This window comes from Enterobacter dykesii (genome assembly GCF_008364625.2).
Classification (GTDB): domain Bacteria; phylum Pseudomonadota; class Gammaproteobacteria; order Enterobacterales; family Enterobacteriaceae; genus Enterobacter; species Enterobacter dykesii.
In genome coordinates, this window is sequence record NZ_CP126604.1 from 3,577,804 (window position 1) to 3,595,963 (window position 18,160).

The 18,160-nt window shown below is 60.7% G+C and carries 19 protein-coding genes; 10 read left to right on the forward strand and 9 right to left on the reverse strand.

The genetic code is table 11. The features are described from left to right. Positions 1–8: 8 nt before the first annotated feature. On the forward strand, positions 9–1,433 hold the full coding sequence (locus F0320_RS16990) for a 6-phospho-beta-glucosidase (protein ID WP_126329583.1): 1,425 nt from the start codon (positions 9–11) through the stop codon (positions 1,431–1,433). 40 nt (positions 1,434–1,473) lie between these two features. On the opposite strand, the gene hycI is transcribed toward F0320_RS16990, so the two are convergent. From hycI to hycA, 9 genes are all read right to left on the reverse strand, one after another. Beyond that, complete coding sequence (gene hycI / locus F0320_RS16995) at positions 1,474–1,929, reverse strand: hydrogenase maturation peptidase HycI (protein WP_149323919.1); 456 nt, start codon at positions 1,927–1,929, stop codon at positions 1,474–1,476. Continuing rightward, the gene (locus F0320_RS17000) at positions 1,922–2,332 is read right to left on the reverse strand and encodes a formate hydrogenlyase maturation HycH family protein (RefSeq protein WP_039263385.1); all 411 of its coding nucleotides are present in this window, start codon (positions 2,330–2,332) and stop codon (positions 1,922–1,924) included. The genes hycI and F0320_RS17000 overlap by 8 nt, the downstream gene beginning before the upstream one ends. Beyond that, entirely contained in the window at positions 2,329–3,096 is a 768-nt protein-coding gene (locus F0320_RS17005; RefSeq protein WP_126329587.1) for an NADH-quinone oxidoreductase subunit B family protein, read from the reverse strand. Before F0320_RS17005 ends, F0320_RS17000 begins: the two co-directional genes overlap by 4 nt. Next, complete coding sequence (locus tag F0320_RS17010) at positions 3,096–3,638, reverse strand: formate hydrogenlyase complex iron-sulfur subunit (protein ID WP_023308967.1); 543 nt, start codon at positions 3,636–3,638, stop codon at positions 3,096–3,098. The genes F0320_RS17005 and F0320_RS17010 overlap by 1 nt, the downstream gene beginning before the upstream one ends. A gap of 9 nt (positions 3,639–3,647) precedes the next feature. Continuing rightward, positions 3,648–5,357 (reverse strand): formate hydrogenlyase subunit HycE, encoded by a 1,710-nt coding sequence (gene hycE / locus F0320_RS17015; RefSeq protein WP_022649163.1) that lies wholly within the window; start codon positions 5,355–5,357, stop codon positions 3,648–3,650. A 15-nt stretch (positions 5,358–5,372) separates the two neighbouring features. Next, positions 5,373–6,296, reverse strand: coding sequence for a respiratory chain complex I subunit 1 family protein (locus F0320_RS17020; RefSeq protein WP_039263381.1), 924 nt, complete (start codon positions 6,294–6,296; stop codon positions 5,373–5,375). Position 6,297: 1 nt separating this feature from the next. Next, positions 6,298–8,112 carry a formate hydrogenlyase subunit 3 gene (gene hycC, locus F0320_RS17025; protein WP_126329589.1) on the reverse strand — a complete coding sequence of 605 codons (1,815 nt, stop codon included), beginning with the start codon at positions 8,110–8,112 and terminating at the stop codon, positions 6,298–6,300. Then, entirely contained in the window at positions 8,109–8,717 is a 609-nt protein-coding gene (locus F0320_RS17030; protein ID WP_126329591.1) for a 4Fe-4S dicluster domain-containing protein, read from the reverse strand. Before F0320_RS17030 ends, hycC begins: the two co-directional genes overlap by 4 nt. A 70-nt stretch (positions 8,718–8,787) precedes the next feature. Continuing rightward, positions 8,788–9,252, reverse strand: coding sequence for a formate hydrogenlyase regulator HycA (gene hycA, locus F0320_RS17035; RefSeq protein WP_045404197.1), 465 nt, complete (start codon positions 9,250–9,252; stop codon positions 8,788–8,790). 211 nt (positions 9,253–9,463) lie between these two features. Here hycA and hypA point away from each other — a divergent pair, with 211 nt between their 5' ends. The 9 genes from hypA to F0320_RS17080 all read left to right on the forward strand — a co-directional run bounded on the left by hypA (position 9,464) and on the right by F0320_RS17080 (position 18,159). Then, complete coding sequence (gene hypA, locus F0320_RS17040) at positions 9,464–9,814, forward strand: hydrogenase maturation nickel metallochaperone HypA (protein ID WP_047059961.1); 351 nt, start codon at positions 9,464–9,466, stop codon at positions 9,812–9,814. A 3-nt stretch (positions 9,815–9,817) separates the two neighbouring features. Further along, positions 9,818–10,681, forward strand: coding sequence for a hydrogenase nickel incorporation protein HypB (gene hypB / locus F0320_RS17045; RefSeq protein WP_126329593.1), 864 nt, complete (start codon positions 9,818–9,820; stop codon positions 10,679–10,681). Next, positions 10,672–10,944: a HypC/HybG/HupF family hydrogenase formation chaperone gene (locus F0320_RS17050; RefSeq protein ID WP_023308975.1), complete on the forward strand. Its 273-nt coding sequence runs from the start codon at positions 10,672–10,674 to the stop codon at positions 10,942–10,944. The genes hypB and F0320_RS17050 overlap by 10 nt, the downstream gene beginning before the upstream one ends. 2 nt (positions 10,945–10,946) lie before the next feature. Further along, on the forward strand, positions 10,947–12,068 hold the full coding sequence (hypD, locus tag F0320_RS17055) for a hydrogenase formation protein HypD (RefSeq protein WP_126329595.1): 1,122 nt from the start codon (positions 10,947–10,949) through the stop codon (positions 12,066–12,068). After that, positions 12,065–13,075: a hydrogenase expression/formation protein HypE gene (gene hypE / locus F0320_RS17060; RefSeq protein WP_126329597.1), complete on the forward strand. Its 1,011-nt coding sequence runs from the start codon at positions 12,065–12,067 to the stop codon at positions 13,073–13,075. The genes hypD and hypE overlap by 4 nt, the downstream gene beginning before the upstream one ends. A gap of 61 nt (positions 13,076–13,136) precedes the next feature. Beyond that, on the forward strand, positions 13,137–15,209 hold the full coding sequence (gene flhA / locus F0320_RS17065; protein ID WP_126329599.1) for a formate hydrogenlyase transcriptional activator FlhA: 2,073 nt from the start codon (positions 13,137–13,139) through the stop codon (positions 15,207–15,209). A gap of 153 nt (positions 15,210–15,362) precedes the next feature. Then, the gene (locus F0320_RS17070; RefSeq protein ID WP_126329601.1) at positions 15,363–16,361 is read left to right on the forward strand and encodes an ABC transporter substrate-binding protein; all 999 of its coding nucleotides are present in this window, start codon (positions 15,363–15,365) and stop codon (positions 16,359–16,361) included. After that, positions 16,361–17,398, forward strand: a complete 1,038-nt coding sequence (locus F0320_RS17075) for a FecCD family ABC transporter permease (RefSeq protein WP_047650277.1) — start codon at positions 16,361–16,363, stop codon at positions 17,396–17,398. The genes F0320_RS17070 and F0320_RS17075 overlap by 1 nt, the downstream gene beginning before the upstream one ends. Beyond that, a complete protein-coding gene (locus F0320_RS17080) occupies positions 17,398–18,159 on the forward strand; it encodes an ABC transporter ATP-binding protein (protein WP_058841079.1) in 762 nt (253 codons plus the stop codon). The genes F0320_RS17075 and F0320_RS17080 overlap by 1 nt, the downstream gene beginning before the upstream one ends. The last annotated feature ends 1 nt before the right edge of the window (position 18,160 follow it).

The window sequence follows — 18,160 nt, forward strand, 5'->3', positions numbered from 1 at the left end:
AGGTAAGAATGTCTGTTTTTCCACAAGGATTTTTATGGGGCGGCGCGCTTGCCGCCAACCAGAGTGAAGGTGCTTACCGTGAAGGCGGCAAAGGACTGACGACGGTCGATATGATCCCCCACGGCGCGAATCGCCTGGCGGTGAAGATCGGTAAGGAAAAGCGTTTTTCGCTGCGTGACGACGAGTTCTACCCAAGCCACGAAGCGATTGATTTTTACCATCGCTATAAAGAAGACATCGCCCTGATGGCGGAGATGGGCTTTACGGTGTTCCGCACCTCAATTGCCTGGAGCCGCCTCTACCCGAACGGCGACGAACCGCTGCCGAACAAGGAGGGCATTGCCTTCTATCGCGCGGTATTCGAGGAGTGCAAAAAGTACAACATCGAGCCGCTGGTGACGCTCTGCCACTTCGACGTGCCTATGCACCTGGTGACGGAATACGGCTCCTGGCGCAACCGTAAGATGGTCGATTTCTTCGCACGTTACGCCCGCACCTGCTTCGAGGAGTTTAACGGGCTGGTGAAATACTGGCTGACCTTCAACGAAATCAACATCATGCTGCACAGCCCATTCTCCGGCGCGGGGCTGGTGTTTGAGGAAGGTGAAAACGAAGACCAGGTGAAATACCAGGCCGCGCACCACGAGCTGGTGGCAAGCGCGCTGGCGACCAAAATCGCCCACGAGGTGAACCCGGAAAACCAGGTCGGCTGCATGCTGGCGGGCGGAAATTTCTACCCGTACTCCTGCAAGCCGGAAGACGTGTGGATGGCGCTGGAGAAAGACCGCGAGAACCTGTTCTTTATCGACGTGCAGGCGCGCGGCAGCTACCCGGCCTACTCCGCCCGCGTGTTCCGCGAGAAAGGCGTGGTGATTGTGAAAGATCCGGGCGACGACGACCTGTTAAAGAACACCGTCGACTTTGTCTCGTTCAGCTATTACGCCTCGCGCTGCGCGTCGGCGGACATGAACGCGGGCAACACCAGCGCGGCGAACATTGTGAAGTCCCTGCGTAACCCGCATATTCAGGTGAGCGAATGGGGCTGGGGCATCGACCCGCTCGGCCTGCGCATCACCATGAACATGATGTACGACCGCTACCAGAAGCCGCTGTTCCTGGTGGAAAACGGCCTCGGGGCGAAAGACGAGATTGACGTCAACGGCGAGATCAACGATGACTACCGCATCAGCTACCTGCGCGAGCACATCCGCGCGATGGGCGACGCGATCGAGGACGGCGTGCCGCTGATGGGCTACACCACCTGGGGCTGTATCGACCTGGTGTCGGCCTCAACGGGCGAAATGAGCAAGCGCTACGGGTTTGTGTACGTTGACCGCGACGACGCAGGTAACGGCACGCTGGACAGAAAACGCAAGAAATCGTTCTGGTGGTATAAGAAGGTGATTGCGAGTAACGGGGCGGATCTCGAGTAGCCTGTTGCCCTCTCCCACAGGGAGAGGGGTTTGGCGCCGCTCAGAGCTGAGAAAAACCGCTGTCCCCAACCCACTCCGCAAGCCGTGAATACACCACTTCCACCGCCTCCTTCACCGGCGGCGTCATCGGGTAATAAAACCCCACGATATCCGGCTGAATCCCCAAAAACAGCACCTCGCCCACGTCGTCTTTAATCTGATCGACCAGGTAGTTCAGCGGCATATTGTGGGTGGTCATCATAAACATCTCGGCGATGTCGTCCGGGTCAATCAGGCGGATCTCACCGGGGTTGAGCCCCATATCGGTGGCATCGACGATTAACAGCCTCTCCGGGCGCTGCTCGCGGATGGCGACCACGTCGTTTTCCGGCGCGCTTCCGCCGTCAATCACCACCCAACTGCCCTGCGGATTCGCGGCGCACATCCCTGCCAGCAGCGGGCCCGCGCCGTCGTCGCCCATCATGCTGTTGCCGACACACAGTAAAACGTCAGTCACGTAATCTCCTCACCATCAGGTAGATGGCGCTCTCCTGATGAATATCGTGCAGCATGCTAAGCAGCGTTTTGCTCCACGCCTGCTGCTCGGGGGTTTGCCTGGCGAGCGCCGCGTCAAAGGCGTTGGCAAGCATCGCAATGTGGTTGGCGTCGATGACGATCTCGCCGTACTTCGGCACGCCCTCCATTTTGCGCCGCGCCGTGCTGCCCTCCTCCAGCGTGGCGATCCACGCCAGGTACTCCGGCCACGGGCAGCTCAGCGCGGCCTCCAGGCAGTCAATCACCCCGAGATGGTGCCCAATCGCCAGGCTGTAATAGACCACCTGCTGCGCCGCATCCGGCGTGGCATCGTTCTCATCAATAAACTTACGGCTCAGTTGGCTGAACACCACCGTTTCACTCATCGGATACGCGCCTCATCCACGATGCTGTTCAGGTTCGCCACGATCTCACTGAGACGGGGATCGTTCTCGGCCTCCAGCCAGCGCGCCACCTGATGGTCGCCCTGACTCAGCAGGCGCAGATAATCATCGGCAATCTGACGCCCGTAACGATAGCCCGCCAGCCTGCGCGCCGTGCGGTCAATCTTCACCCGCAGCGGCTGCACCATGTCCGGGTGCAGGATGGCCGCCGGCCGGCTGTCCAGCTCGCCCGGCTCGCGCGCGTGGATTTTCTGCTCCAGCAGGCCAAGCGCCATCGCGAAGCCGTACAGCGTCGCGGCAGGCGTCGGCGGGCAGCCCGGAATGTAGACGTCCACCGGCACGATTTTGTCGGTGCCGCCCCAGACGCAGTAGAGGTCGTGGAAGATGCCGCCGCTATTGCCGCAGGCGCCGTAGGAGATGCAGATTTTCGGGTCCGGCGCGGACTGCCAGGCGCGCAGCGCGGGCGAACGCATGGCGCGGGTGACGGCCCCGGTGAACAGCAGGATGTCCGCATGACGCGGGGATGGCACCACTTTGATGCCGAAGCGCTCGGCGTCAAACAGCGGCGACAGCGTAGCGAAGATCTCAATCTCGCAGCCGTTGCAGCCCCCGCAGTCCACGCGGTAGACGTAGGCCGAGCGTTTGATTTTTTTCAGCAGCGACGCCTTCATGCTGGCGATCGACTCCTCCACCGTCATCGGCACCGGAATGCCGTTAGCGTCGCGCGGGCCGAGTAAGTTTTCCATCAGCTGGCCTCTCTCATATGGCGGGTGATATCAATGCGGTCGGACGGCAGCAGGCACTTCTGACGCTTGCACTCCGGGCAGGTTTCAAAGCTTTCGCGGTGGTGCTCCGCGCGAGCGTCGCCGTTGTGCTGCAGCAGCGCGATGGCGTAGTCGATCTCTTTTTGCACGGCGAACGGGCGCCTGCAGACGCGGCAGCTGCACAGGTCAAAGCGCGACTGCTGCAGAAAATCCTCTTTCTTCCACACCGCCAGCTCGTACTCCTGCGACAGGCGAATGGCGACCGTCGGGCAGACCTCCTCGCAGCGGCCGCAGAAGATGCAGCGCCCGAGGTTAAACTGCCAGGCCAGCTCGCCGGTTTTGAGATCCGTTTCCACCGTTAAGGCGTTCGACGGACAGGCATTCACGCAGGCCGCGCAGCCGATGCACTGCTGCGGGTTGTGCTCCGGCTTGCCGCGAAAGTTTTTATCCACCGGCATCGGCTCCAGCGGATAGCTGCTGGTCTGCGTGCCGGTTTTGATTACTTTTTTGATAAAGGTAAACATGGCGAGTCCTTATTTCAGCGGCGAGTTTTTACGCTCGATGCTGTAGCGCTCAAGCTCTTTGTAAGGCACCACCTGGCTTTTCTTCTTGCGCACGTCGACCACGGTCATGCGGTCGGTGCACGAGTAGCACGGGTCGAGGCTGCCGATGATCAGCGGCGCATCGGAAACCGTGTTGCCGCGCAGCATATAGCGCAGGGTTGGCCAGTTGGCGTAGGTGGCCGCACGGCAGCGCCAGCGGTAGAGCTTCTGGTTGTCGCCGGTCATGCTCCAGTGGATGTCGTCCCCGCGCGGCGCTTCGGCAAAGCCGAGGGCGAAGCGGTTCGGAATGTAGGTGAAGCCCTCCACCATCAGCGGACCGCCCGGCAGGTTATCGAGGCCGTAGTCGATCATGTTCAGGGCGGTGAACACCTCGTTGATGCGCACCTTGAGGCGCGAGATGACGTCGCAGCCCTGCTCGCTGTGCACGGTCATCGGCAGCAGGCCGTAGCCGACGAACGGGTGATCGGCACGGGTGTCGCGGGCGTGGCCGCTGGCGCGCACCATCGGGCCGACGTTGCTGAAGTCGCGGGCAATTTCCGGGTCAAGACGGCCGATGCCGACGGTGCGCTGCTCGATGTTTGGCGTGCTGAGCAGCATGTCTACCAGCTCCTGCACGTCGCGGCGCATCTGCTGCGCCAGCTGGCGGGTCTGGATCATGTCGTCCTTCAGCAGGTCGCGGCGGATCCCGCCGATCAGGTTCAGGCCGTAGGTTTTACGCGCCCCGGTGAGGATCTCCGCCATCTTCATTGACGCTTCACGCACGCGGAAGAACTGCATAAACCCGGAGTCAAAGCCGACGAAGTGGCAGGCCAGGCCGAGGTTCAGCAGGTGCGAGTGCAGACGCTCCACCTCCAGCAGAATGGCGCGGATCATCTGCGCGCGCTCCGGCACCACGATCCCCATGCCGTTCTCCACCGAGGTGGTATAGGCGGTGCTGTGGGCGAAGCCGCAGATACCGCACACGCGGTCAGAGAGGAATGTCACCTCGTTGTAGCCCATGCGGGTTTCCGCCAGCTTTTCCATGCCGCGGTGGACGTAGAACAGGCGGTAGTCGGCGTCGATGATGTTTTCGCCGTCGACGAACAGACGGAAGTGGCCCGGTTCGTCTGAGGTGACGTGCAGCGGGCCGATCGGCACCACGTTGTTCTTCTTGCTGCCCAGCTCGTTGATAAACTCGTAGGTTTCGCTGTCGGTGGTCGGCGCCGGGCGCTGGCGGTAGTCCATGCTGTCTTTGCGCAGCGGATAGAGTTCGTCCGGCCAGTCGTCCGGCAGCACCAGGCGGCGCTCGTCCGGCAGGCCGACCGGCACCAGGCCGTACATGTCGCGCACTTCGCGCTCGCCCCAGACGGCGGCGGGCACGCGCGGCGTGACGGACGGGTATTCCGGCTTATTCGGGTCGACTTCGACGCGCACGGTGAGCCAGCACTTCTCGCCCTGCTCCATCGACATCACGTAGTACACGGCGTAATTGCCGCACAGCTGGCGCTCGTCGTTGCCGAACAGCACCGACAGCCAGCCGCCCTGCTGGTAGTACAGAAACTCGACCACTTCCGGCAGATAGTTCACCTTAATGGTGACGGTTACCTGGTCTTTGGTTTGCCAGGACTCCTCCAGCACCACGCCGGGGAAAGCCTGATGCAACGCGGCGAGATACTGCTGACCTTTCTTTTCTTCAGACATAAATACTCTCTTTAATCACGCCACCAGCAAGGAGACGAACGCTAAAAATGCAAAACCAAAACCGGCCCAGGTGATGCGCGACGTTTCCACAAAACGCAGGCGCGCCATGCTGTTTTCAAACAGGGCAATCACCAGCACGCCGATCAGCAGCTTGAGGGCGGCAACCACGACGGCCAGCACCAGACCGCCTGCGGAGAAGTGCGTCATCTGCCCCCACGGGAAGAAGACGCCGACAAACATCTGCAGCACCACCAGCTGTTTGAGGCTGATGCCCCACTTCAGCACCGCGAAGCCGTAGCCGCTGTACTCGGTAAGCGGCCCTTCCTGCAGCTCCTGCTCGGCTTCCGCGAGGTCGAACGGCAGTTTGCCCATCTCAATAAACGTGGCGAACGCGCAGGCGCACAGCGCCAGCACCAGCGGGATCGAGCGCGCCACCGGCCAGTGGTAAACGGTGTGGGTGATAAAGCTGATGTGGGTAGAGCCCGCGACCTGCGCGGCGACCCACAGCCCCAGCAGCAGGATCGGCTCCACCAGTACGCCGAGCATTGCCTCGCGGCTGGCACCGATGCCGGTAAACGGGCTCCCGGTGTCCAGGCCCGCAATCGCAAAGAAGAAGCGGGCGATGGCAAAGAGGTAGATAAGCGTGATCAGATCGCCAAGCACGGGCAGCGGCGACGCCACCGTCACCACCGGCAGCGCGGTGGCGATGGTCAGCATCACGCCCACCATCACAAACGGCGTCAGGCGGAAGACCCAGCCTGCGGCATCCGGCGCGACGCTCTGACGAGAAAGCAGCTTGAAGAGATCGCGGTATTCCTGAAGCACCCCAGGCCCGCGACGGTTGTGCATCCGGGCGCGCGCCACGCGCGTGATGCCCGACAGCAGCGGCGCAGCGGCGAACAGCACCAGCGCCTGAAGAATTGCCAGTAACAGACTCATGTCAGGCTCCTCGTGAAATCACAATGACCACCAGCACCGCCAGCTCGATGACCGCCAGACGGCGGAACAGCACGGGCGCGGCGGCACTCTGCCAGCCGGGTACCCAGCCCACCGGGTTCAGCCAGTGGCGCAGCTTCAGCACGGCGGCGAAGTTCTCCTTCACCGGCATGGCGAAACCGTGGGCGGTGATGACCATCGACTGTTCGTGTTCGTAGCCGCAGGCCCACGCCGCACCGCGCGAGCGGGAGGCGAGCCGGTCGCGTTTGAAGAACAGCATCAGGACGAGCGGCAGCAGCGGTGCGCCAATCAGCAGCAGCGCGATCATGGGCTGAGAGACGGTGGTATTCGCCACGGTCAGCGGCAGCGGAATGGCGTTGCCCAGCAGCGGCAGCAGCCACGGCGCGGCGACGCCGCCCGCGATACAGCACAGCGCCAGCGCGACCACGCTGATGCCCATCAACAACGGTGCGCAGCAGGCGTTTTCCGCTTCGCGGGTGCGCGGCGCGCCGAGGAAGGTCACGCCGTAGACTTTCGCCATGCACATCACCGCCAGCGCCCCGGTAATCGCCAGACCGACCGCCAGCAGCGGGCCGAGCAGACGCGCGATAAAGAGATCGGTCTGGCCGAGCGCGAAGAAGGACTGATAGATCACCCACTCCCCGGCAAAGCCATTCAGCGGCGGCAGCGCGGCCATCGCCATCAGCCCGACCAGCATCGCCAGTGAAATCACCGGCATCTTTTTGCCAATCCCGCCGAGCTTTTCAATATCCCGATGGCCGGTGCGGAACCAGACGCTGCCCGCCCCGAGGAACAGGGTGCTTTTAAACAGGCTGTGGTTGACGAGGTGATACAGACCGCCGATAAAACCGGCGGCAATCAGCGCCGGATGATTGAGCGCCAGCCCGGTCACGCCCGCGCCAATGCCGAGCAGGATAATGCCGATATTTTCCAGGGTGTGGTACGCCAGCAGGCGCTGGATATTGTGCTCCATCAGCGCGTACAGGCCGCCGACGAACGCGGTAATCATTCCGGCGACCAGCAGCACGACGCCCCACCACAGCGGCGGTTGTCCGCCGGTCAGCGTTATCGCCAAAATCCCGAACAGACCCACTTTCATCACCACCACCGAAAACAGCGCGGCGGCAGGCGCGGAGGCATTGGCGTGCGCCTGCGGCACCCAGCCGTGCAGCGGGATGATGCCGGCGAGCAGGCCAAAGCCGAGCACGCCCAGCAGCCAGACGTCGTTCCCCAGCGGATGCCCGTTGAGCGCAGCGAAGTCCAGCGTGCCAAAGCGGTGCCATACCAGCCAGCAGGCCAGCGCCAGCAGCAGCGTCCCGAGGCGTCCCAGCGCAAACCACAGCTTGCCGGAGGCGCTGCAGCCGGTCAGGAACACGCCGCAGAGCGCCATGATTTCCGCCATCACCACCAGCGCCCCGAGGTTGCTGGCGCTAACGGTACAGACCGCCGTCGCCATCAGCAGGTTAACCAGCAGGCCGTTGGCTTTAGCGTGCGGGTGGCGATGCCAGTCGATATTGAACAGGCTGATAAACAGCCCGCTCAGGCCAAACGTCACCAGCCAGATGGCGTTCAGGGGCGTGATCTCAACCGTGTGGCGAATCAGCGGCATCACGGTCTCTGCGGACTGGCCGCCGAGCAGGACGACACCGCCTGCCGCCAGCGTCATCAGGCTAGCGGCCGCCCCGCCGATCCCAGCGATCGCGCCGCTGAGCATTTTATGGAATGAGAAGATCAGCGCCAGAACAGCGGCGGCAGCAAAACAGGCTACCGCGCTGGTAATCATCATCGCCGCGTTCATTTCGCCCCCTCGTTAAGCGCCTGTAGCAGAGAAAGGTCGCCAAAATCACTGTTGATGGTCAGCTCGCGTTTACGCTTGCTGGTACGGGCGATGTCGCGAATGTTAACCAGAATCAACGCCTTAGTCGGGCAGGTGCGTACGCATGCCGGGCCCTGCTCATCGAAGCTGCACAGGTCGCATTTCACCGCAACGGCACGAATGCCGGGCACCCAATCCAGCAGCGTGCTTACGCGTGCAGGTGCCGGGGGCGCGGGCGGGGCTTTTGGCGAGTTGGCGTTCGCCGGAATATGCAGCGGACGGCTGCCGGAAAATTCAATCGCGCCGAACGGGCAGGCAATGCCGCACAGCTTGCAGCTTACGCACAGGCTTTCGTTCAGCTGGACAGCGCCATCCACGCGGGTGATGGCATTCACAGGGCAGACGCCCGCGCAGGGGGCGTCTTCACAGTGATGGCAGAGCTGCGGGGCAGACTCTTTTTCATTACGCATGACGTGCAGGCGCGGCATGAACTGCAGCCCATGCTGGCGATGCGTTTCCGAACACGCCGCCTCACAGGTTCGACAGCCAATACAGACCGTCGAGTCGGCAATTACAAAACGGTTCACCGGGTTATCCTCTGGTGATAGTCATTTTTGACGAAAAACTGTCTTGTCGACACTTCTCGACACGCATGGGTCAGGCCACGTTCGCTGAGGTATTTCCATCCATCAGCTGCTTCAGGTTGACCGGAAGATCGTGCTCAACGGCGGCATACAGGCCGTTATAGACCGGCGCGATTTTTTCCAGATAGTGCTCCAGCACCTGCTGGCGATCGCGGTTGCTGACGTGGCCGTCCACCATGCCGTCGGCCATCAGCTGCGCCTTTGCAATGCACTGTTTTTCGCCGTCTTTTGTCTCGAGGTGATACTCAATGGTGTGGCTGTTGAAGTTGTCCGCCAAAGTAACGTTGATGATGAAATGGCCGAAGAGGACAAAGCGCATGTCGCCCTGCGCCGCGCAGCTCATCGCGTGGTGAAGACGCGCTTTCGAGAGGGTTATGCCCTGAACCAGAGAGTTGCAGTAGAGGTGCCACTGGTCCTGCAGCTGCTGATGACGCTGCGCGATGTAATCCGCTTTTTCGCTGATTTCCCAAATAGTCATAGAAGGTATCCGGTTAATGGAGATAGCGGCTGTTAAGCAGATTCCATGCCAGTTTTTATCTTACTGATTTTAAATAGATTTAATTATAAAACCGCTGTCAACGCCGCGGTGTCGACGTGTCATTTCGACAGCGTTGACATCGTCACGCCTTAACAAAAATTAAGCTGGCACCGTTATTGCATTCAATGGCGCAATTCATTGAGGAGGCGCCATGCACGAAATCACCCTCTGCCAGCGGGCTCTGGAACTTATCGAACAGCAGGCAGTGCAAAACCACGCGAAGCGCGTCACCGGCGTCTGGCTGAAGGTCGGGGCGTTTTCCTGCGTCGAGCCCAGCGCCCTGCATTTCTGTTTTGAGCTGGTGTGTCGCGGCACGCTGGCGGAAGGCTGCGAACTTCATATTGAAGAGCAGCAGGCGGAGTGCTGGTGCGAGCAGTGCCAGCAGTACGTCACCCTGCTGTCATCAAAGGTTCAGCGCTGTCCGCAGTGTCAGAGCACCGGTCTTCGCATCGTGGCGGACGACGGCATGCAGATCCAACGCCTCGAAATCGAGAAGGAGTAAAGTATGTGTAGCACCTGCGGTTGCGCCGAAGGCAACCTGTATATAGAAGGGGATGAACACCGTCCCCATTCCGCGTTTCGCTCCGCGCCCTTTTCCCCTGCCCCGCGTCCTTCTGCGGCACTGACCGGTATCACTTTCTCTCCGCAACGGTCCGCTGCGGGCGATCTCCACTACGGCCACGGCGAAGCGGGTACCCACGCGCCGGGCATCAGCCAGCGCCAGATGCTGGAGGTGGAAATCAACGTACTGGACAAAAATAACCAGATCGCCGACCGCAACCGCGCGCGCTTTGCCGCCCGCGAACAGCTGGTGCTGAACCTGGTCTCCAGCCCCGGTTCCGGCAAGACCACGCTGTTAACGGAAACGCTCAAACGCCTGAACGGGCGCGTCTCCTGCGCGGTGATTGAAGGCGACCAGCAAACCGTTAACGACGCGGCGCGCATTCGCGAAACCGGCACCCCGGCGATTCAGGTCAATACCGGCAAAGGCTGCCACCTGGATGCGCAGATGATTGCCGACGCCGCCCCGCGTCTGCCGCTGGCGGATAACGGCATTCTGTTTATTGAAAACGTCGGCAACCTGGTCTGCCCGGCGAGCTTCGATCTGGGCGAACGCCACAAGATAGCGGTGCTTTCGGTGACCGAAGGCGAAGACAAGCCGCTGAAGTACCCGCATATGTTTGCCGCCGCGTCCATCATGCTGCTGAACAAAGTCGACCTGCTGCCGTACCTGAATTTCGACGTGGATAAATGCCTGGCGTATGCCCGTGAGGTGAATCCGGAGATTGAGATCCTGCTTGTCTCCGCCACGCGCGGCGACGGGATGGATGCCTGGCTGAACTGGCTGGAGAGCGAACGATGTGCATAGGCGTACCGGGACAAATCCATTCCATTGACGGGAACCAAGCCAAAGTGGAGGTCTGCGGCATCCTGCGCGACGTCGACCTGACGCTGGTGGGCAGCAGCGATGAAACGGGCGCATCGCGTCTCGGCCAGTGGGTGCTGGTCCACGTGGGGTTTGCCATGAGCGTGATTAACGAAGCGGAAGCCCGCGACACGCTGGATGCCCTGCAAAACATGTTCGACGTGGAGCCTGACGTGGGCGCGCTGCTGTACGGTGAGGAGCGTTAGCCATGCGTTACGTTGATGAATACCGCGCGCCGGAGCAGGTGCTGCAGCTTATCGGGCACCTGAAAACGCGCGCAGCGCTGTTGGACTACACAAAAGAAAGACCGCTGCGGATCATGGAGGTGTGCGGCGGACACACGCACGCCATCTTCAAATTTGGCCTCGATCAGCTGCTGCCGGAGAACATCGAGTTTATCCACGGCCCCGGCTGCCCGGTGTGCGTGCTGCCGATGGGGCGCATCGACAGCTGCATCGAAATTGCCAGCCAGCCCGACGTCATTTTCTGCACCTTTGGCGACGCGATGCGCGTGCCGGGGAAAAACGGCTCGCTGCTGCAGGCGAAAGCGCGCGGAGCCGACATCCGGATCGTCTATTCGCCGATGGATGCCCTGACGCTGGCGGAGGACACCCCCGCGCGCAAGGTGGTGTTTTTTGGCCTGGGGTTTGAAACCACCATGCCCGCCACCGCCATCACGCTGCAGCAGGCGAAAGCACGCGGCGTCGATAACTTTTTCTTCTTCTGCCAGCACATTACGCTCATTCCCACACTGCGCAGCCTGCTGGAAGAGCCTGGCAACGGTATTGACGCCTTTCTGGCACCGGGCCACGTCAGCATGGTGATTGGCACAGACGCCTACGATTTTATCGCTGAACAGTACAATCGTCCGTTAGTGATCGCTGGTTTCGAACCACTTGATCTACTGCAAGGTGTCACCATGCTGGTTGAGCAGAAAATAGCGGCCCTGAGTACCGTGCAAAACCAGTACCGCCGCGTGGTGCCGGATGCGGGAAATGAACGGGCGCAGCAGGCGATAGCCGACGTGTTCAGCGTTGAGGGCGACAGCGAATGGCGTGGTCTGGGGCTGATTGCCGAATCCGGCGTGCGCCTGACGCTGGCCTATCGCGCGTTCGACGCCGAAGCGCATTTCCGCCCGCAGCCGCAGCAGGTTTGCGACGATCCCCGGGCACGCTGCGGCGACGTGCTCACCGGTAAATGCAAACCGCATCAATGCCCGTTATTTGGCAATACCTGTAACCCGCAAACGGCGTTTGGCGCGCTGATGGTCTCCTCCGAAGGGGCGTGTGCCGCGTGGTATCAGTATCGCAACCAGGAGAGTGAAGCATGAATACGGTTGAAATGGCGCACGGCAGCGGCGGACAGGCAATGCAGCAGCTGATTAACCGGCTGTTTATGGAAGCCTTCAACAATCCCTGGCTCGCCGAACAGGAAGACCAGGCGCGCATTGACCTCGTCACCCTCACCGCGCAGGGCGACAGGCTGGCGTTCTCCACCGACAGCTACGTGATCGATCCGCTGTTCTTCCCCGGCGGCGATATCGGCAAGCTCGCCGTCTGCGGCACGGCCAACGACGTGGCGGTCAGCGGCGCTATTCCGCGCTACCTCTCCTGCGGGTTTATCCTCGAAGAGGGGTTACCGATGGAGACGCTCACGGCAGTGGTCAACAGCATGGCGCAGACCGCGCGCGAGGCGGGGATAGCTATCGTCACCGGCGATACCAAAGTGGTGCAGCGCGGCGCGGCCGACAAGCTGTTTATCAACACCGCCGGCATGGGGGCGATCCCCGCCGATATTCACTGGGCGGCGCAACAGCTTAGCGTGGGCGACGTACTGATCGTCACCGGAACGCTGGGCTGCCACGGGGCGACCATCCTTAACCTGCGCGAAGGTCTGGGGCTGGACGGGGAACTGCGCAGCGACTGCGCGGTGCTCACCCCGCTGATTCAGACGCTGCGGGGTATTCCCGGCGTGAAAGCCCTGCGGGACGCGACGCGAGGCGGCGTGAACGCCGTGGTCCACGAATTTGCAGCAAGCTGCGGGTACGGGATTGAACTCACCGAGCGCAGCCTGCCCGTTAAGCCTGCCGTTCGCGGGCTTTGCGAACTGCTGGGGCTGGACCCGCTCAACTTTGCCAACGAAGGCAAACTGGTGATTGGCGTTGAACGCGCGGCCGCGGAAGCCGTTCTTGAACAGCTGCGGGCTCATCCGTCAGGAAAAGAGGCGGCGATGATTGGTGAAGTGGTTGAGCGCAAAGGGGTGCGCCTGGCCGGGCTGTATGGCGTTAAACGCACGCTGGATCTGCCGCACGCGGAACCCTTACCCCGTATTTGCTAGAACCGCGCCAAAAGCGGTCAGCACTGAATCTTTTTTTTGCCAGTTTCTATTGGAAAGCAATATGCCGTATACACCGATGAGCGATCTTGGACAGCAGGGCCTGTTTGACATCACGCGCACACTTTTACAGCAGCCCGACCTCGGTGCGCTGAGCGATGCCCTGACGCGGCTGGTCAGGCAATCGGCGCTGGCGGACAGCGCCGCGATTGTGCTCTGGCATAGCGGAACGCAGCGCGCGAGCTACTACTCGACGCGTGATAATGGCAAAACGTTTGAATACGAAGACGAAACGTATCTGGCGCATGGCCCGGTGCGCCGCATACTCTCCCGGCCTGAAGTGCTGCACTGCAATTTTGTGGAGTTCCGCCAGGCGTGGCCGCGGCTCGCGGATAGCGATCTCTATCAGCCTTTCGGGCATTACTGCATGCTGCCGCTGGCGGCAGAGGGCCAGATTTTTGGCGGCTGCGAGTTTATCCGCACGACCGACCATCCCTGGAGCGAGGCGGAATACGAGCGCCTGCACACCTTTACCCAGATTGTGGCCGTCGTCGCGGAGCAGATCCAAAGCCGCGTCACCAATAACGTCGATTACGACCTGCTGAGCCGCGAGCGCGACAACTTCCGCATTCTGGTCGCCATCACCAACGCCGTGCTCTCCCGCCTGGACATGGACGAGCTGGTCAGCGAAGTCTCGAAAGAGATCCACCACTATTTCAAAATCGACGCCATCAGCATTGCGCTGCGCGGGCATCGCAAGGGCAAGCTGAACATCTACTCCACGCACTATCTCGATGAAGCCAACCCGGCGCACGAGCAGAGCGAGGTGGACGAAGCGGGCACCCTTTCCGAGCGGGTCTTCAAGAGCAAAGAGATCCTCCTGCTCAACCTGAACGAGCAGGACCCGGTCGCGCCGTACGAGCGGATGCTGTTCAACACCTGGGGCAATAAAATTCAGACCCTGTGCCTGCTGCCGCTGATGTCCGGCAACACCATGCTGGGCGTGCTGAAGCTGGCGCAGTGCGAGGAAGGCGTGTTCACCACCGCCAACCTGAAGCTGCTGCGCCAGATTGCCGAGCGTATTTCCATCGCGCTCGATAACGCCCTCGCCTATCAGGAAATTCATCGTCTGAAAGAGCGGCTGGTGGATGAGAACCTGGCCCTGACCGAACAGCTCAACAACGTGGACAGCGAGTTTGGTGAAATCATCGGGCGCAGCGACGCCATGTACAGCGTGCTTAAGCAGGTTGAGATGGTGGCGCAAAGCGACAGCACGGTGCTGATCCTGGGCGAAACCGGCACGGGCAAAGAGCTGATAGCCCGCGCAATCCACAATCTGAGCAACCGCAACAGCCGACGGATGGTGAAGATGAACTGCGCCGCGATGCCTGCGGGGCTGCTGGAAAGCGATCTGTTCGGCCACGAGCGTGGTGCATTCACCGGGGCCAGCAGCCAGCGACTGGGCCGGTTTGAGCTGGCGGACAAAAGCTCGCTGTTCCTCGACGAAGTGGGCGATATGCCGCTGGAGCTACAGCCGAAACTGCTGCGCGTCCTTCAGGAGCAGGAGTTTGAACGTCTTGGCAGCAACAAGCTTATCCAGACCGACGTGCGGCTGATTGCGGCCACCAACCGTGACCTGAAAAAAATGGTCGCCGACCGCGAGTTTCGCAGCGACCTTTACTATCGTCTGAACGTCTTCCCGATTTTCCTGCCGCCGCTGCGCGAGCGCCCGGAAGATATCCCCCTGCTGGTCAAAGCCTTTACCGCGAAGATCGCGCGCCGGATGGGGCGCAACATCGACAGTATTCCTGCCGAGACGTTGCGCACCCTTTCATCGATGGAATGGCCCGGCAACGTGCGCGAGCTGGAAAACGTCATCGAACGCGCGGTGCTGCTGACGCGCGGTAACGTGCTGCAACTCTCTCTGCCTGAGGTTACGCTTCCTGACGTAACCGCGCCCGCCGCCGAGACAGCGAAAGAAGGAGAAGATGAATATCAGCTCATTATGCGCGTGCTGAAAGAGACCAACGGCGTGGTCGCCGGACCAAAAGGTGCCGCCCAGCGACTGGGGTTAAAACGCACCACCCTGCTGTCACGCATGAAGCGTCTCGGGATTGATAAAGAGAGCCTCATTTAAGGCCTTATTCTGGCGGTGTTTTTCTGACACCGCCTTTTGTTACCCTGCGCAATTGTCCCTCATTGACACAAAATCGTTTCCTCTGTATAAAATTCCGCCTTAATAATGAGTTTCATTTGCATCAAAAATAATTTTAATGAAGGGTAGCGTTTCATGAAAAAGGTCATCTGCGCGTTAGGCCTGGCGATTGCGTCGGTCGGTTCTGCTCTGGCAACCACCTATCCCCTGACGATTGAAAACTGTGGCTATAAAGAGACATTCACCAAAGCGCCGGAACGCGTCGTGGCCCTGGGCCAGAACACCGTCGAAATTTTGCTCCTGCTGGGTCTGGAAGATAAGGTGAAGGCCAGCGCCTTCTGGCCGACCAAAGTGCTGCCGCAGCTGGCGGAACAGAATGCAAAAATCAAAACCCTGACGGTCGAAATCCCTACCCTTGAATCCGTGCTGGCGCAAAACCCCGACTTTGTTCCCGCCCAGACGCCACTGCTGCTGGGGCCTGAAAGCAAGGTCGCAAAACGCGACGATCTGATGACCCTGGGCGTGAACAGCTACGTGTCGCCGGGCATGTGCGCGACCAAAAAAGCCACCGGCGATATGTACGGCAGCCGCCAGAAACTGTGGGATATGACGTATCTCTATAAAGAGATTGAGGACTTCGCCAAAATCTTTAACGTTGAAGAGCGCGGTCAGGCCGTCATTGCCGATTTCAAAAAACGCGAGGCCGACCTGCGTAAGGAATTCGGCAAGAGTAAAAAAGACCTTTCGTTTGTCTTCTGGTTCTCCAGTTCATCCCCTTCTGCGGACGCTTACGTCGGCGGTAAAAATAGCCCCTCCGGGTTTATCGCCAGCCTGATGGGCGGTCATAACGCCATTACGTCCGAGACCGAATGGCCAACCGTGGGCTGGGAGAGCATTATTGCCGCCAATCCGGATGTGATTGTGGTCTCCAGCCTCGATCGCAACCGCTGGGCGCTGGATAACGCGGAAGAGAAAATCAAATTCCTGAAGAGCGATCCGGCGGTCAGCCAGCTGGACGCGGTGAAAAAAGGCCATATCGTGGTGATGGACGGCCAGGCGATGAATCCGACGATCCGTACGATTTACGGGGCTGAGCAGGTCGGCGAACAGCTCAGAAAGCTGGGGCTGAACTGATGACAACCGCCGTTCTTCAGGCCCGGCAGAGCCTGGTTCTGACGACCTCGGCTTTGCTCGCCCTGGTACTGTTATTTCTGACGATCGCGCTGAGCGTCAGCGTCGGCGAGCTGTCCATCCCGCTGCAGAACGTGTTTTACGCCATCAGCAATAAAATGGGGCTCACCGAGGTTCCGCTCACCCGCATCTATGAGAGCGTGATCTGGGACTTTCGCCTGAGCCGCGCGCTGGTTGCGGCCTGCTGCGGCGCGGGGCTGGCCATCTGCGGTGCCGTATTGCAGAGCCTGCTGAAGAACGCGCTGGCGGAACCCTACGTGCTCGGCGTGTCCGCGGGCGCGTCGACCGGGGCGGTTTCTGTCGTCGTATTGGGGATCGGCACCGGTGCGGTCTCCCTCTCTGCCGGTGCCTTCGCCGGGGCATTCGCCGCCTTTGCGTTTGTCGCGTTTCTGACGAACGGCGCGCGCGGCGGGAATGAACGTACTATTCTGGCAGGCGTCGCCGCCTCGCAGCTTTTCAACGCCATTACGGCCTACACCATCAGCACCTCCGCCAGCGCCCAGCAGGCGCGCGACGTGATGTTCTGGCTGCTGGGCAGCTTCAGCGGCGTACGCTGGCCTGAATTCCAGCTGGCACTGGTCGTGGTGCTGACTGGATTAGCCGTTTGCCTCTACTATTCCCGGGCGCTGGATGCCTTTACGTTCGGCGATGACGCCGCCGCCTCTTTAGGTATTGCCGTCCCGTGGGTTCGCCTGACCCTCTTTACCACTACCGCGCTGATTACCGCGACGATTGTCAGCATGGCGGGCTCAATCGGCTTTGTCGGGCTGGTAGTGCCGCACGTGATGCGCTTCCTGTTCGGGCCGCTGCACCGCACGCTGCTGATTGCCAGCGCGCTGGCAGGGGCTATCCTGATGGTGCTGGCTGATATTGCCTCGCGCATGCTGATTGCGCCGCAAAGCCTGCCCGTCGGCGTGGTCACCGCGCTGGTTGGCGTGCCTTTCTTTGCCGTGATTATCTACCGCTCAAGGAATAAGTGATGAGTATTTGCGCTGAAAATATTACCTGGAAGGTCGGCAAAAAGGTCATCGTTAACAACGTCTCGCTGAAGGTTTCTCGGGGCGAAACGGTAGGGCTGCTTGGTCCTAACGGCTGCGGTAAATCGTCTCTTTTACGTATCCTGGCGGGGCTGCGTCGCCCGGATGCGGGCTGTGTGACGCTGGACGGGCAGGACATCTCTCGTATTGCCAAAAAGCAGCTTGCCCGCCGGGTCGCCTTCGTCGAACAGCACGGCATGACTGACGCCAACATGCGCGTTCGTGACGTGGTGAAACTCGGGCGTATTCCGCACCACTCCGCTTTTTCCAACTGGAGCAACCACGATGACGAAACCGTCACCGCCGCCCTGCAGCGCGTGGATATGCTGGATAAAAGCGACCAGGGCTGGCTGAGCCTCTCTGGCGGCGAGCGCCAGCGGGTGCATATTGCCCGCGCCCTGGCTCAGACCCCAACGGAAATCCTGCTGGACGAACCGACCAACCACCTGGACATTCATCATCAGATGCAGCTGATGCAGTTAATCAGCGAATTACCGGTCACCAGCATTGTCGCTATCCACGATCTCAACCACGCCTCGATGTTCTGCGACTCGCTGATTGTGATGCAGAAAGGGCAAATTGTGGCGACGGGGACACCGCAGGACATCTTATCCGAGTCTTTGCTCTGGGATGTCTTCCGGGTCAAAACCAAAATCGAGATCTCGCCGTTCCATGGCAAAAAGCACATCCACTTTATCGTTTAGG

Excerpts from the sequence above, each read along its gene's own strand:
- F0320_RS16990 (WP_126329583.1), top strand. The coding sequence starts at position 9 with ATGTCTGTTTTTCCACAAGGATTTTTATGGGGCGGCGCGCTTGCCGCC.
- F0320_RS17000 (WP_039263385.1), bottom strand. The coding sequence starts at position 2,332 with ATGAGTGAAACGGTGGTGTTCAGCCAACTGAGCCGTAAGTTTATTGAT.
- F0320_RS17005 (WP_126329587.1), bottom strand. The coding sequence starts at position 3,096 with ATGGAAAACTTACTCGGCCCGCGCGACGCTAACGGCATTCCGGTGCCG.
- F0320_RS17010 (WP_023308967.1), bottom strand. The coding sequence starts at position 3,638 with ATGTTTACCTTTATCAAAAAAGTAATCAAAACCGGCACGCAGACCAGC.
- hycE (WP_022649163.1), bottom strand. The coding sequence starts at position 5,357 with ATGTCTGAAGAAAAGAAAGGTCAGCAGTATCTCGCCGCGTTGCATCAG.
- F0320_RS17020 (WP_039263381.1), bottom strand. The coding sequence starts at position 6,296 with ATGAGTCTGTTACTGGCAATTCTTCAGGCGCTGGTGCTGTTCGCCGCT.
- hycC (WP_126329589.1), bottom strand. The coding sequence starts at position 8,112 with ATGAACGCGGCGATGATGATTACCAGCGCGGTAGCCTGTTTTGCTGCC.
- hycA (WP_045404197.1), bottom strand. The coding sequence starts at position 9,252 with ATGACTATTTGGGAAATCAGCGAAAAAGCGGATTACATCGCGCAGCGT.
- hypA (WP_047059961.1), top strand. The coding sequence starts at position 9,464 with ATGCACGAAATCACCCTCTGCCAGCGGGCTCTGGAACTTATCGAACAG.
- hypB (WP_126329593.1), top strand. The coding sequence starts at position 9,818 with ATGTGTAGCACCTGCGGTTGCGCCGAAGGCAACCTGTATATAGAAGGG.
- F0320_RS17050 (WP_023308975.1), top strand. The coding sequence starts at position 10,672 with ATGTGCATAGGCGTACCGGGACAAATCCATTCCATTGACGGGAACCAA.
- hypD (WP_126329595.1), top strand. The coding sequence starts at position 10,947 with ATGCGTTACGTTGATGAATACCGCGCGCCGGAGCAGGTGCTGCAGCTT.
- hypE (WP_126329597.1), top strand. The coding sequence starts at position 12,065 with ATGAATACGGTTGAAATGGCGCACGGCAGCGGCGGACAGGCAATGCAG.
- flhA (WP_126329599.1), top strand. The coding sequence starts at position 13,137 with ATGCCGTATACACCGATGAGCGATCTTGGACAGCAGGGCCTGTTTGAC.
- F0320_RS17070 (WP_126329601.1), top strand. The coding sequence starts at position 15,363 with ATGAAAAAGGTCATCTGCGCGTTAGGCCTGGCGATTGCGTCGGTCGGT.
- F0320_RS17075 (WP_047650277.1), top strand. The coding sequence starts at position 16,361 with ATGACAACCGCCGTTCTTCAGGCCCGGCAGAGCCTGGTTCTGACGACC.
- F0320_RS17080 (WP_058841079.1), top strand. The coding sequence starts at position 17,398 with ATGAGTATTTGCGCTGAAAATATTACCTGGAAGGTCGGCAAAAAGGTC.